Raw genomic sequence first — 13,868 nt, 5'->3', positions numbered from 1 at the left:
AATCGACGCTTAGCATTACGATTTGAGAAATCCGATCTCTCTTTCCTTGCCTTTATAGCTTTAGCATCTATTAAATACAACCTTTGTTAACAGTGCCTAGATACTGATGTTGGGTTAAAGTGATGGTTAATTGGCAAAAACACAAAAGGGTTATTTTTGGTATATCAGGCAGGAGTCTAAGTAAGCAAGAGCACCGGTTTTTTGCCGAGCATCGACCTGCAGGCTTTATTATTTTTAGCAGAAATATTGAAAATTTAGAACAGCTTACAAGTCTAATACAATCCCTAAAAACAGTAGTTGAATGTGAAGATATCCTAATTTTAATTGATCAGGAAGGTGGCAGGGTAGCGCGTCTTGCGCCACCTTTATTTAGTGTACATCCACCAGCTATTGCTTTTGGTATTTTGGCAAAAAGCAATTTGGAGCAAGCTATCAATGCTACTTTCCTGAATTATAAAACAATTGGTGAGGGGCTAAAAGAATTGGGATTCAATGTGAATTGCGCCCCAGTAGCTGATTTATGCAGGCCAGAAACAAGCTGGGTAGATGATCGAAGCTTTGGTGATAATCCAGAAACCGTGATAACCCTATGCAGAGCTGCTGGAGCAGGTCTTAAAGCGGCTGGCATCCATCCTGTAATCAAGCATATCCCAGGGCACGGCCTAACAACGCTTGACAGCCACGAAGTATTGCCTTTTACTAATGCTAGTTTAGCGGTATTAGAGCGCAACGACTTTAAGATTTTCAAAAAACTGGCCTATGATTTCCAATTTGCAATGACTGCTCATATAGTTTACACACAGCTAGATAAGCACCTTCCAGCTACGCAATCGCCAATAGTCGCCCAATATATTAGAAAACAAATCGGATTTAATGGTATTATTATTAGCGACGATTTATCCATGAATGCACTCTCTGGTAACTATACTATACGAACACAAAAAACATTAAATGTATGTGACCTGGTTCTGCATTGTAATGGTAAAATGGAAGAAATGGTAGAGGTGGCGAGTACAGCTGGGTACATTACACAAGAAATCTCTGATAAATTAACCGCAATATAACTTGATCATAATTAAGAAAGGAGAGATGTTGAAGTGCTAGTGATTTAAGCTGAGTTATAAAGCTAATAGGTTGTATTATCTACGCAAATAAAGCAGCTATATATAAATTCAGTATAAAGCCTGTAAAGGGTTGAAGAGATTGACAAGATTGGTTGGGAGGAGGTATAGCGAAATAAGTTGAGATAGCATCAATATAACAAAACTGCTTATATTAACATGCGATTATTTGTGGCCTTGATGCGCAAAGCGAAAGAATATAATGAAATGATAGTTGCAATGCACCTAAATAATGTTGTTATGGTTTAAAAGATCTCTTTTTATTTAATTTATATACCGATCAAGAGATAGTAACCCAACTTATTACTACCCTCTTTTTGAATATAGAATATGCTCGATATTAATTTGATCTTTTATGTAATCTTTAAAAAAAGGGGCTCTAAAAAAAAGGCTCTGTACCATGTATTGAAAAAATAAACCCATACAAAGCACAGCAGCAGCAAAATCCTAAAGCCGCCACCTCAACAGCGTAGTTGTCTAAAAAACCTTGGGGGCGCTCTTCAAATTCCCATAATGCATCTAGAGCATCTTCTGTAATACTATGCAATATACCCGCACAGACTGCAGAGGCTTCAGCAAAACCCATATATAAAAATTAACAAAAAGAATAGTATTCTAGCCCAATGGAAGATTAGCGCCAATCAGAATAATCAATTAATTAACAATTTTTCACAAATATTTTCGCAATAAATAGAGGCGAGGCTACCAATTAACGTATAGCTAAAGCGGTATAAAATTATTACATAAACAGTAACTTTTTTAAACTTAACCCAATGATAACTAACATATTTTCAAAATTAATCATATGCCATTTTTTATGACGCTTTAGCTATATCAAGAATATATGCCAGTATATAAAATCAAATTTATACCAAACAAGATTTTATAGGGCCCACCATAAACCGGAGTGATCTATAGCTAAGATAGTATAAAATGGCATAATAATTGCTATATAGTAGATGTGAACAAATGTAAATGACGTATCCGATACAATTTCGAAAGAAAGTAATGAAATTACATGCAGAAGGAGTTAGATATGAAGATCTAAGTTTTAGGTTCTGCATATCTATTAGAACCTTAAGTAGATGGAAGAAGGCGATAGAGCCTCAGAAAACTAGGAATAACCCGTGGAAAAAGCTCAGTAAAGAAGCATTAATACAAGATATACTTGACCATCCAGATTCGTATAGCCATGAAAGAGCTAAAAGATTAGGAATAACTGCGTCAGGTATTAAGTATGCAATAAAGGCGGATTCCGCAAAAAGATCTATGTTTTGCCAAACAATTAAGCGGTTAGAAAAAGCCTGTAAATCAATTGCTTACATAGATGAAAGCGGTTTTGATGCCAAGAACTTACTCTTTAAAAGGTAAGCGTTGTTATGGAAAACATGATTGGGGTGCCAAAGGCAGAACAAATGCTATAGGCGTATTAACAACACTTTAGTTGGAACTCAGTGGGTCTGTTGATACAGATGTTTTTACTTATTGGGTAAAAGAATTTTTGATACCAAATTTACATGAGAATACAGTAATTGTTATGGATAATGCATCCTTTCATAAGGGCAAAGATATGCAAAAAACTATTGAGGATAGTGGCCATATACTACTTTACCTACACTCTCCTGACCTTAATCCAATTGAGAAAAAATGGGCTAAGCAAATCCGTCGCTCCACCCATTGCTCTAGCTTTTTAACTCTTATTTTATATGACGTTTTATACTGACTTAGCTATATATCAAATATTAAGAACCCAAGCTCATCACGCACATTGCTACCTATTGAAAAAGTCTCGGTATCATTAGGCTCAAATAATAAACCTAATAGACTTGCTGAAAAAGGCCAAATATTACTCTCAAATAAAATATATTTCATAGTCTCAACGCACCATATAGCATCATTATATATTCTAGAAATAGGGGAGACAGTGCTAAGAATATCAAAAAGGTTCGGATTATGGTTCAGATTAGGGTCCATATTAACAAAAGAATTAAACAGCGCAGCATTCTAGTCCAATGGGAAGATTAGCGCCAATCGGAATAATCAATTAATTAACAATTTTTCATAAATATTTTCGCAATAAATAGAGGCGAAGCCACCAATTAACGTATCAAGAATATATGCTAGTATATAAAATCAAATTTATACCAAACAAGCTTGTTGAAATATATGTGTATAATGATAACATCTAAATTCTATATTTATATTTGTTGAGTATGGCTTATAAGGAAAGGAGTGGCCCGGGCTTTTTATCATTTGCTCTTATTGCCATCACAGTGTTAGCGTTAGTGTATATAGGAAGCTCAATTAAGCATCTAAGACCGGACTCTGTAAGAAAGGTAAGTGTTAAAGGCCTTGCAGAAAGAGTTGTACTTGCTGATCTTGCAATGTGGTCCATCCCACTTTCTATTGTTAACAATGATCTAGAGATAGCAAAAAAAGAAATGGAGGCTAGTATAATGAAGGTCTCTGAATATTTGATACAATATGGGCTAGATGATAACGATATAACACCAGGCGTGATGCGGATTTACGATCAAAAGGCTCAGAGATATTATGATCCAAACAATAAGGCCCCTAGATTTAGTGTAGATTACAGCATGAATATTAAGACTTCTAAAGTTGCAGAAGTTAGTCGCGCAAGTAACAATTTAAATGATCTTGTAAAAAGCGGCGTATCCATTTCTTATGATGGGTATAATGTTAGCTCACCAAGATATTTATTTACCAAGCTGAACGATATAAAGCCGCAGATGTTAGGTGATGCTATAAAGGAGGCTTATAAAGCAGCAGAGGAGATTGCCGATAATTCAGGTGATATTGTATGGAAGCTGGTTTCTGCAACTCAAGGCTCATTTAGCATATATTCCCATCAAATTACGCAAGGTGGTTCTGGTAATAATGGTGTTTTTTATGCTGCAAGATACTCTGCAGACTCATCAGCTCAAGATTCTAGTGATGAATCTAGATTTATCAATAAAATTGTAAGAGTCGTAGTAAGTGCCTCATATTCTTTAAGAGAAAAGGGTCATAACTAGTAGTGTATTTTCAATGTACGGTAATTTATCACGGCATCTTTATGCTTGTATCACATGTTCTTTCGATGATTGTTAATAAGAAGTATTAAGAAATAAAATATCTTTGGTTGAAATTTTTTTTATGCTATACACTCGTATGAGTTGAGATTATGTATAGTTGCGGCCGCGATGTTTAGATTTTTAATCAATATCCTGATTTTATTAGTTATAGCGTATTTTGTATTTTCTTTCTTTATTCCAAGAGAGGTACTAAACGATAAAATACGCCTTATAGTTACATCCATATCTCAGAAATTACACTGATATAAACAGCATATAAGAAACTAAAGCTGAATAGATACTTATCGAAAAAATATCTTCAAATGCCGATATTTATGTACGAACTCTTTTACGAAGCTTGCATTTTACTTCTTATACTAATAAAAATCACAAGCTGCTTTTGTTTTGAATTTGTAAATGCTTAGAACTTTTTTTAAAGGTGTTTTTGGTAATACTTCGCGTAAGTTTTTAAAAAATGCAAAAAAAGTACTGCAAAAAGTTAATGATTTTGAAAATGAATTAATTAAATTATCAGATGCTGAATTAAAAGCAGAAACAGCAAAACTTAGAGAGCAGTTCTTCAAAAGCAATGATTTAAAGTTTATATTACCACGAGCATTTGCTGTTGTAAGGGAAGCTTCAAAAAGAGTGTTAAACATGAGGCATTTTGATGTGCAGATACTTGGTGGAATAGCGCTCAATGAAGGTAATATAGCTGAAATGAGAACTGGTGAAGGAAAAACTCTGGTAGCTACATTAGCTGCATATCTAAATGCTATACCAGGAAATGGTGTACATGTAGTAACTGTAAACGACTATTTAGCATCTAGGGATGCTAAATGGATGGGTAAGGTTTATGAATTTTTGGGATTATCAGTTGGATGTATAAGTAATGAGCTTTCTGATGTAGAAAAAAAGAACGCGTATGCCGCTGATATTACATATGGTACAAATAATGAGTTTGGATTTGATTATTTAAGGGATAATCTTAAATATAATATAGATTCAATGGTGCAACGAGAGCTTAACTTTGCCATAATAGATGAAGTAGATAGCATATTAATTGATGAAGCAAGAACACCCCTTATTATTTCTGGTGCGGCAGAAGATAGGTCTAAGATATGTAAAAGTGTCGTTGCTATTATTAATGATTTTGATAATAGGGATTATGATCTGGATGAAGGCTCAAGGTCAATAACTTTAAATGAACGCGGTAGTGAAAAGGCTGAGCAGCTTCTTAGATCACATAATCTTATGCAATCTAGTTCTGCTTTATATGATAGGAATAATATATCAGTTTTACATGCTTTAAATCAGGCCTTAAAGGCTAAATTTCTCTTTAAAAAAGATGTGGACTATGTTGTTAAAAACGGAAAAATTGTTCTAATAGACGAATTTACAGGTCGCTTAATGGATGGGCGCCGCTACTCAGATGGTTTGCATCAAGCAATAGAGGCAAAGGAGCATGTTGCAATACATAACGAGAATCAGACAATAGCCTCTACTACTTTTCAAAATTATTTTAGGCACTATAAAAAACTTTCTGGAATGACAGGGACAGCAGCAACCGAAGCTGAAGAGTTTATGGATATATACTCTCTTGAAGTAATAGAAATTCCTACATTCAAACCAATAGAAAGAAAAGATGAGGATGACCAGATATATAAAACGATGCAGGAAAAATATGATGCAGCATTACAGGAAATAAAGGAAGCGCATGCAAAACAACAACCAATACTTGTAGGTACATCTAGTGTTGAGAAATCTGAATATATATCAAAGGTTCTTAAAAAGGAAAAAATAAAACACAATGTTTTGAATGCACTGCGTCACGAACAAGAAGCATTAATAATATCTCAGGCAGGTATATTAGGTGCTGTTACAATAGCAACTAATATGGCTGGAAGGGGGACTGATATAATGCTTGGTGGTAATTTAGAGGCTACGCTACTGCAGCACCCAGAAGAGGAAAGGGAGCTATTGAGAGCTAAAATTTCAAATGAGATAGCGGAAAATAAAAAAAAGGTTTTAGAAGCTGGTGGGCTATTTATCATTTGTACGGAAAGAAATGAATCCAGGAGGATAGATAATCAGTTAAGAGGTAGATCTGGTAGACAAGGTGATGTTGGGAGAACTAAATTTTTCTTATCACTTGAAGATGATTTAATGCGTATATTTGGTTCAGAAAAAATAAGTGGCCTTCTAACAAGATTAGGGCTCAAAAATGGGGAAGCAATTACGCACCCTTGGATAACAAAATCTATAGAAAAGGCACAAAAAAAGATTGAGGCGCGGAATTATGAAATAAGAAAAAATCTTCTTAAATTTGATGATGTTATGAATGAGCAGCGGAATATAGTGTATTCTCAACGCCGCTCTGTTATGAGGGAACAAGATCCAATTTCTAGAGTAAAGGAATTGATGAAACATGTATGTGATAAAAAGGTATCTGATTTTGCTAATATTAAAAAAAATAAAGAATTATGGGATATCGATGGTTTAGAAAAAGCTCTCTCTGAGCTTTTTAGTGAAGAAATTAAGCTGCAAGAAGTGATAAAAAATAATACTTCTTATGAACAACTAAAAGAATATATAATTAACCTTGCATTTGATAAAATGCGCAATAAAATTGAAACTTACACCAGTGATCCTATAAGTGAGGCTGTCCGTAGAGTATTCTTAATTAGCTTAGATGAATTATGGATGGATCATCTTTATAATATAGACCAGCTTAAAAATGGAATAGGGTTGAGGGCTTATGCGCAGAAAGATCCTTTAATGGAATATAAGATAGAATCTTATGCTTTGTTTCAAAAGATGATAGATGATTTTGAAAGTTTGGTTATGTATAGATCTTTAAGACTAAGGATTACGCATTCTTTTATAGATAGGGTCTCTGATACACAGGAAGGCACTCTTAATCCAATATTTGATCAAAATCCTAATCTCATTAGAATAAATAAACAAATAGATCTTTCAAAAATAAAAATACCCAGAAATGCCTTATGCCCGTGTAATTCTGGCAAAAAGTACAAATATTGCCATGGCGCTTTATAATAAATCTTTGGTATCTTATGAAAAGTTGGGATGAGTACTTCATGAGCATTGCATACCTTGTCTCCATGAAGAGTAAGGATGTTAGAACAAGAGTTGGTGCAGTGATCGTAGGTGTTGATAATGAGATAAGGTCAACGGGCTATAACGGATTTCCTAGAGGAATCTCCGATGATTTAGAGAGATATAAAAATCCTGAATATAAGGACATGATAATTTGCCATGCAGAAGAGAGCGCGATTCTAAACCTATCTATCGTAGGAACTAATGCTAAAGGCTGCAGAATGTATACACCATGGATTCCGTGCTCTAGATGCGCTAGATTAATAATACAATCTAGGATTAAGGAGGTAATTTTTGATCCAAATTTTCCAGGAAATAAGGTCAGAGACGACTGGTCTGAGAGTATAGAGATCTCGAAAGAGTTATTTAAGGAATCAGGGGTAATTTTGAAAGGTTTTACAGGTAAGCTTATAAAAACAGAAATACTATACAAGGGCGTCATATATAGCATATTTTAATTGATTAAAGCTCATATAGAATCAATAGATACTTATACATAGTTTATGTATAGCGGATCTTCTTTATTATTTTTGTTATAGTCGTCATGCAAACGATTTGGTTAGCCTCTATTCAGAGTAATTTTAATAGACCTCTTCGGAAATGAGATTTTTGAGAATAGAAAAAGGTATGAGGGTTCAAGCTGGTAATTTTATAGAATAATCAAAGATGAAACAGCTAGAAGGTGAAAAATTTGTTAAGAAGAGTTAAGAAGAGTTAAGAAGAGTTAAGAAGAGTTAAGAAGAGTTAAGAAGAGTTAAGAAGAGTTAAGAAGAGTTAAGAAGAGTTAAGAAGAGTTAAGAAGAGAACGTTTTAAGCGAATATTTTTAGTGATTTGCGGAGGAAGAAGAAAAGCTTGGTATAGAAATTATTCATAGAGCATATAAGTGAATACATACTTTCGGTGCATATATGGCTAAATGGATAGAAAATACCATGGCTACCAGAAAGCTTTACTTCTTAAGATTGATAGAAACTGTGCTTATAGAATCAGCACAAATAGGGCGCCATAGAAAGACAAAAGTATTACGCTTAGGAAAAAAGAAAAGGTACGCTTCAAAAATTGGTTATAGAGGAAAACAAAGCGAGTGCGGCTTTTTCAGATGGTATGATTTTCGGTTGTTTAGAGAATCAAAACTGATGATAGCAAAGTAGTTTGAGTTAGCGTGACAAAATTATATTCCATATATTACAAGCAATTATTTATATGGCTAATACGCAAGCATCAAATAAACGGCTATATTACATGTGCTGGTTATCAAGGAATTCAGAAGCCTCATTGCCACCCTATATTACCAACAAGAAGAGCTTTATTAACAAGAAAATAATCGATTGATATAGCCGTTTTATTTGAGAGAGCATAATACTTCTTGCATTACAGCTTATTAGCCTTATTTCCAACATGCTAATTTAACTTAAATAACTATAAGTAAATGAGTGGCGAAATGTCATGCTAAAGCGCTTCAAAATTATTGCTGATAAATATAGAAACAGTCGAAAGCGCTGAGATTCAATCTTATTACAGCTATTGATAATATAGTTTTATTATATAGCTAAGTCGCCATAAAAGAGTTACATACCTAGCTTTGAAAATAGTTTAGTTATCATTGAGTTAAGTATAGCATAATGATTCATTATATAATTATTTTATACAGCTTTAGCTATTCTTTCCGAAGAAGGCCAATGAGTCTCAGTTAAATTGCTTATATAAAGAGAGGTGTTAGAAAGTGGTTGGTCGCACTAAGAGAATTAGTAAGATTGAGGTGAGCGATTTATAGGTATTTGTGTTGAGAAACTTTAGATCAGAGCGCATGTTGCAAAACTGTGGTGCCGGATATCTGATTTGAACAGATGACCTACCGCTTACAAGGCGGTTGCTCTGCCACTGAGCTAATCCGGCACAAAATACTCATAAGCTTGGATACATTATTTGGTGAAAAAGAGCAATATGTGAATTGCATAAATATTTGGGATTGTTAATTATCTGTAGATAACAAGTGTATAGAAGAGGTATTACACTAGCCTTTTATACCACCAACCAAGTACTGATTTGGGATTTAAAATGCAAACAAAATAAATTGTTAGATTCTATAGTAAAATTTTGATGGCTATTTACCTTTGGCTCTTGAATTACTATATCAATATAAAATTGATATAGTAGCAACTGATGGTAATCCTGTATAATTCCTTATAGGAGTGAAACATGTAGTTACAAAGGCTGCTTAGTGGAATTTTATAATTCTTTATTAAGGCGTTACTTAGCTAGATTAAACGTTATTCTAAGGTCATTTACATAATTGCAGATTATATACCATTGCTGTTCACTAACTTAGTTAAGTTTAAAATTCCATCTGCCTTTTGTTAGCAATGCCAAAAGATATATTATCAATATATTGAGTTATTGTGCTGTTCATGATACGCTCCATTATATGATATCATTCTAGGACTATAGTATGAGTTGGCGTGTGATGGTTGTGTTGCTTGGTGTTATTATCACCGCTTGTGTACGTGATGATCAAGCGTTAAACACCCCGCCTCAGAACGGTGATGCGGTTGTTATTGGTGGTTGTAGGTTTGTTGGGCCCGTAAGTGATATTATTTTATTTTCTAAAACTAAGACATTAACCAGGGATTGTACCATGATATGGGCAGAAAAGGCTAACCCTCAAAACGAGATATTAATTAGCGGCGCTATGGACTTGAAGTATGTCAAACATGGTGTTTACGAGCTGGTTGGGTTTTTTGCAGATATTAAAAAGAGCTCTATACATCGTAAAAATAGCGAGGGTACGAGGTATAAAAAATTACCCCGTGCAGCGCCGTTACTTAAAGATCTCATAATAGAAAAAGACAACATAGTATATATCGGCAATTTAAATGTTGATGTTGCGAAGAGTAAAGTTGTTCCTCTTGCTATAGAGATAGAGCTCAATGAGGAAGATGCAAGACGACAGATCGTGGAAAAGGTAGCTGATCTGAATATGAATAAGGACATGCAGGTAAATCCAATGCGTTTTAGTGAAGATACGATACGTATGAGAGGTTTTTTTGATAAAAAATAGATATGGGTAGAATAGTTGCTGTTCTGATAGCTACATTTTTTCTGACATCATGTTTTCATACTGCAAAACAAGATGTGGCAGACTTGAAGAGTAATAAGGTTGCTGCAATTGTATACAATTGTCGCTTTATTACGCCAGCTAGCGAGTTAGTGAATTGTATGGTTGGTTTCAATAAAGTGGAGAATGGTGTTACTACGGGAGCTGAAGGTTCTGCCGGTTGGACTGCATCAACCGATTGGCGTATTACGACTCTGGGCGGCCTTTTTAGTATGCTCATTGTAAAGCCTGGTACGTATAGATTGATGAATTTTACAACATATTTGATTGGTGAAGATTTTTACGTAGGTAGTGTGGATGGTATGGTAACCGATGTAGTTGTGAATGGTGGTGATGTTGTCTATATTGGTGGTGTGGAGATTGATGGTGCACAAAGTAAATCTATATATCACGGAATAGACACTGTTCATTACAAGATGGATTATGTAATCGAGAAGTTAAAGGAAAAATATTATAAGTATTTTGGGGAAGGTTCGGCACTACCTACAAAGCAGTTGGTTGAATTGACGGTAAAGACGTTGTTCAAGCAAAAATATATGCCAATTCTTGAATAGGTTTTATAGATTTTAGTAGATCATAGCATGGCCTTTGCAAGCCAAAGCTTTCTTCTAATTTCTCTCTAAATACTTCAAGTCCACCTTCTTACTTATTTTCTCTAACAGATCTCCTATCTCTCTTAGCATCGATTTTTAATCTTTCTTCCATTCCAAATGTGTACTAGAAAGAGCTGGAAGCAGCAGGAAATAAGGCTGGTCAAGAAAAATGGATAGAGCACCATTAAGAATGGCGATTGTATATATTATTATTTTCTAGCCAAAAGTTTGTTACTGAATTTTATGGGAGCGCAATTCAATAATCTATTTTATGAAACAAGGACATTGTGCTTAGCTATCTAGATAATAAGGTTGTATATTTGCTTTAGATTTTTAGCATTCTTTTAATGTGATATCAAGCATTAGGTATGATGCATTTGATCAGAAATTAGGTTATTTAATAAAGGATATGATAAAAATAGGCGTTAAAGGCTATATATTAGATGATGAAAAATTAACCAATAAGCAAATGTTGATAATAGATGATAGGTGTGGTTCAACAGGCGGATACTATATACATTTATTTGAGTTAAGTGGATCTCAAGTAACTTCAGCATATGATACATGGTATGAAACACTTGACATGGTGAGGCGTCATATTAAGGATCGCGGTATAAATATAAAATGGATGGAATAATTTATTCGAGTAACCATGAATACACAAATAGATCAATTGTTTGATCAAGTTTTTGAGGTAAAATATCTTGAGATGCGCCATGGCATAATATCGTTATTGTTCGCGCTCTCTGATAAAAAGGGTCAGTATATACTATCATCTGGTAAGTCCTCAAGTATCTTGCCAAAAGGTATAAGCTGGGATTATACCGCAGATTATAAATATGCAATGCATTATAAGATTGATGGTGTTTTTGATCATTTGTTTGAGGATATTGGGTTTGATTTAGATTTAGATAATAGGACTGTGCATACAAGGTTAGGTAATGTTCTGAAAACCATGAAAGAGGTAGAGGCTTTAGTAATAGTTATTTATCTGCTAGATAAGATAGTAACAACTGTAAATCCAAAATTCAAAAAGCAAAATATTACGAATGAAGAATATTATAATTCACCATATCTTGAGCCGTTAATTAAGGCTTCAAAGGTTGCCTATGATGAATGCATGAAAAATGAAACTGATGTTAATTATATTAAATTAGCAAAGGAACGTGAAGATAAGATTAATGCAGAATATGAGCGTCTTTTTGGAGAAGGTTTGGAGAGAAGTAAGTGATCAAGTGGAGATTGAATGAAATTGTTTTGGAGGGCAAGATCAAGGAAGGTTTATGAGGGACTTAAGTTATAAGTACATATGAATAATATAAATCAGCAAGACGATGAAATAAAAAGGTATGATTGGTATTTTACAGATCTTTATCCCGCTATACGTGGCATCTTTGAGAGTATTACCAAAGAGCTGAGGTTTATCTCTAACAGAAAAAACAAAAATGATAGGTATCAGAGTTGGGGATATATACACGGAGGCTACGATATTCTAACTATCTATTATGCACTTTGCAAAGTATATGAGATGGATTATGAAGAAAAGGCATTCTCTTTCGATCATTTAGAAAACCTAGATATAGAGATTTGTTTTATGCCCATTAATTACTATATAATGTCTATATTTGGTAGAAAGGTGGATATCAAACCAGATGATGATAGATATAAACTTTTTTTGAGATGTTTTATTAGTGAGTTAATAGATTTAGCGATACAAAAAGAACAGTTTATCCTATCTCATTATATAGAAGATATTAATCGTAATTATGAATCTGCTTACTTACAACAATTTGGACTGCTATTTGAATCTATGAGAACAAGATGTGAAGAAATTCCAAAAGAAGGGGACAATAGATATAAGTATATTTATGAAAAAGACCTTGGTCTTGATAGATACACCCCTTATATAGTAACAGCTAATCAAATGAAAAGCAGGAATAGATGATATGAAACCTTGTTACCGTTGGTACTTTTTTGAATTTCATCCGTATATACGTGGCATCTTTGAGAATGCACAAGGAAGACGAGCTATACACATTGCTAATGAAGTAGATAAGGTCAAGAGAGCGTATGAGTGGGGTTATCTACATGCTGGGTACGACATATTAACATTGTACTATGTGCTGTGCAAAATACACAATATAGATTATGAGGAACCATTGTTTTCTTTCAAGGAATTGGAAAATCTAGATATCGAGCTCTGCTTCATGCCTCCAAATTATTCAATTTTATCTTTGGTAAATAAAAATAGAGCAATGAGGGAAAATGATGATAAATATGAGTTATTTTTGAAGGAATTTGTTATAGAAATCAGTAGGATAGCAATAGAAAAAGAAAGCTTCATGTTATCGCGCTACATAGAGGATATAAATTATGAATACGAAGGTAGCTATTTGCACCAGTATGGGATGTTGGTAGAGGCAATGGTTACAAGATGTGATGAGATTCCAAAAGAAGGGGAGGAAGATATAAGGTATAAGTATGTTTATGCCAGTGATCTTGGGTTAGATAAGGGGATACCATATATAGTTACCCAAGACCAAATGAAAAATAAGAAGATAAGCTGAAAGATTAAATATCAATAGTACATCTTAGTAGAATCAAAGAATTCGTAAGATACTTAGATTTAATCAAAACCGCTTTTTAAAAGAGATATTTTATCAGCAGTAACATATAGCTAACGCGTCATGAAATAATGATGTCACTACAGTAAAAGCAGTTAAATTATAATCAGTATTATAGTGTAGTTTGACAAAAAAGACAAAGATGTCAACGAGTAGATTTAAGAGAAAAAGTAATGAATTTTCTAAAGTTGGGTAAGAGCCAAACAGAAGCATCGATAGTTTT

At 33.9% G+C, this 13,868-nt stretch carries 15 protein-coding genes, 1 tRNA gene and 1 pseudogene; 13 read left to right on the top strand and 4 right to left on the bottom strand.

The genetic code is table 11. The annotated features are described in order from the left end of the window. Positions 1 to 122 precede the first annotated feature (122 nt). Positions 123 to 1,064 (top strand): beta-N-acetylhexosaminidase, encoded by a 942-nt coding sequence (nagZ, locus tag Cyrtocomes_RS02935; RefSeq protein WP_322497717.1) that lies wholly within the window; start codon positions 123 to 125, stop codon positions 1,062 to 1,064. Positions 1,065 to 1,500: 436 nt separating this feature from the next. Here the strand turns inward: nagZ and Cyrtocomes_RS02930 are convergent, their stop codons facing one another. Next, entirely contained in the window at positions 1,501 to 1,707 is a 207-nt protein-coding gene (locus tag Cyrtocomes_RS02930; protein WP_322497716.1) for a hypothetical protein, read from the bottom strand. 389 nt (positions 1,708 to 2,096) lie between these two features. Here Cyrtocomes_RS02930 and Cyrtocomes_RS02925 point away from each other — a divergent pair, with 389 nt between their 5' ends. Then, entirely contained in the window at positions 2,097 to 2,492 is a 396-nt protein-coding gene (locus Cyrtocomes_RS02925) for an IS630 transposase-related protein (protein ID WP_322497715.1), read from the top strand. 73 nt (positions 2,493 to 2,565) lie between these two features. Beyond that, positions 2,566 to 2,844, top strand: a complete 279-nt coding sequence (locus Cyrtocomes_RS02920; RefSeq protein WP_322497714.1) for a transposase — start codon at positions 2,566 to 2,568, stop codon at positions 2,842 to 2,844. A gap of 5 nt (positions 2,845 to 2,849) precedes the next feature. On the opposite strand, the gene Cyrtocomes_RS02915 is transcribed toward Cyrtocomes_RS02920, so the two are convergent. After that, complete coding sequence (locus Cyrtocomes_RS02915) at positions 2,850 to 3,095, bottom strand: hypothetical protein (protein WP_322497713.1); 246 nt, start codon at positions 3,093 to 3,095, stop codon at positions 2,850 to 2,852. Between the two features lie 239 nt (positions 3,096 to 3,334). Here Cyrtocomes_RS02915 and Cyrtocomes_RS02910 point away from each other — a divergent pair, with 239 nt between their 5' ends. The 4 genes and pseudogenes from Cyrtocomes_RS02910 to Cyrtocomes_RS02895 form a co-directional block, all read left to right on the top strand. Then, positions 3,335 to 4,156 (top strand): SIMPL domain-containing protein, encoded by an 822-nt coding sequence (locus Cyrtocomes_RS02910; protein WP_322497712.1) that lies wholly within the window; start codon positions 3,335 to 3,337, stop codon positions 4,154 to 4,156. 456 nt (positions 4,157 to 4,612) lie between these two features. Beyond that, entirely contained in the window at positions 4,613 to 7,252 is a 2,640-nt protein-coding gene (gene secA / locus Cyrtocomes_RS02905) for a preprotein translocase subunit SecA (RefSeq protein WP_322497711.1), read from the top strand. Between the two features lie 17 nt (positions 7,253 to 7,269). Next, positions 7,270 to 7,770 carry a deoxycytidylate deaminase gene (locus Cyrtocomes_RS02900; RefSeq protein WP_322497710.1) on the top strand — a complete coding sequence of 167 codons (501 nt, stop codon included), beginning with the start codon at positions 7,270 to 7,272 and terminating at the stop codon, positions 7,768 to 7,770. A 968-nt stretch (positions 7,771 to 8,738) separates the two neighbouring features. Continuing rightward, positions 8,739 to 8,866: pseudogene (locus Cyrtocomes_RS02895) on the top strand (IS5/IS1182 family transposase); the annotation flags it as partial. A gap of 268 nt (positions 8,867 to 9,134) precedes the next feature. Here the strand turns inward: Cyrtocomes_RS02895 and Cyrtocomes_RS02890 are convergent. Further along, positions 9,135 to 9,209, bottom strand: a tRNA-Thr gene (locus Cyrtocomes_RS02890). Between the two features lie 553 nt (positions 9,210 to 9,762). Between Cyrtocomes_RS02890 and Cyrtocomes_RS02885 the strand changes: the two genes are divergently transcribed. From Cyrtocomes_RS02885 to Cyrtocomes_RS02860, 6 genes are all read left to right on the top strand, one after another. Further along, positions 9,763 to 10,371 carry a hypothetical protein gene (locus Cyrtocomes_RS02885; RefSeq protein ID WP_322497709.1) on the top strand — a complete coding sequence of 203 codons (609 nt, stop codon included), beginning with the start codon at positions 9,763 to 9,765 and terminating at the stop codon, positions 10,369 to 10,371. 2 nt (positions 10,372 to 10,373) lie between these two features. Further along, positions 10,374 to 10,982: a hypothetical protein gene (locus tag Cyrtocomes_RS02880; protein WP_322497708.1), complete on the top strand. Its 609-nt coding sequence runs from the start codon at positions 10,374 to 10,376 to the stop codon at positions 10,980 to 10,982. A gap of 388 nt (positions 10,983 to 11,370) precedes the next feature. Beyond that, positions 11,371 to 11,658: a hypothetical protein gene (locus Cyrtocomes_RS02875; protein WP_322497707.1), complete on the top strand. Its 288-nt coding sequence runs from the start codon at positions 11,371 to 11,373 to the stop codon at positions 11,656 to 11,658. A 15-nt stretch (positions 11,659 to 11,673) separates the two neighbouring features. After that, complete coding sequence (locus Cyrtocomes_RS02870; RefSeq protein WP_322497706.1) at positions 11,674 to 12,252, top strand: hypothetical protein; 579 nt, start codon at positions 11,674 to 11,676, stop codon at positions 12,250 to 12,252. Between the two features lie 78 nt (positions 12,253 to 12,330). Then, positions 12,331 to 12,966 (top strand): hypothetical protein, encoded by a 636-nt coding sequence (locus Cyrtocomes_RS02865; protein WP_322497705.1) that lies wholly within the window; start codon positions 12,331 to 12,333, stop codon positions 12,964 to 12,966. Between the two features lies 1 nt (position 12,967). Next, entirely contained in the window at positions 12,968 to 13,588 is a 621-nt protein-coding gene (locus Cyrtocomes_RS02860) for a hypothetical protein (protein ID WP_322497704.1), read from the top strand. Positions 13,589 to 13,681: 93 nt separating this feature from the next. On the opposite strand, the gene Cyrtocomes_RS02855 is transcribed toward Cyrtocomes_RS02860, so the two are convergent. Beyond that, on the bottom strand, positions 13,682 to 13,868 hold a 187-nt coding region (locus tag Cyrtocomes_RS02855), incomplete at its 5' end, for a hypothetical protein (RefSeq protein ID WP_322497703.1).

Origin of the sequence: Candidatus Cyrtobacter comes (assembly GCF_034470605.1) — a bacterium.
In the GTDB taxonomy this organism is placed as follows: domain Bacteria; phylum Pseudomonadota; class Alphaproteobacteria; order Rickettsiales; family Midichloriaceae; genus Cyrtobacter; species Cyrtobacter comes.
This window is presented reverse-complemented; position numbering and strand designations above follow the sequence as displayed.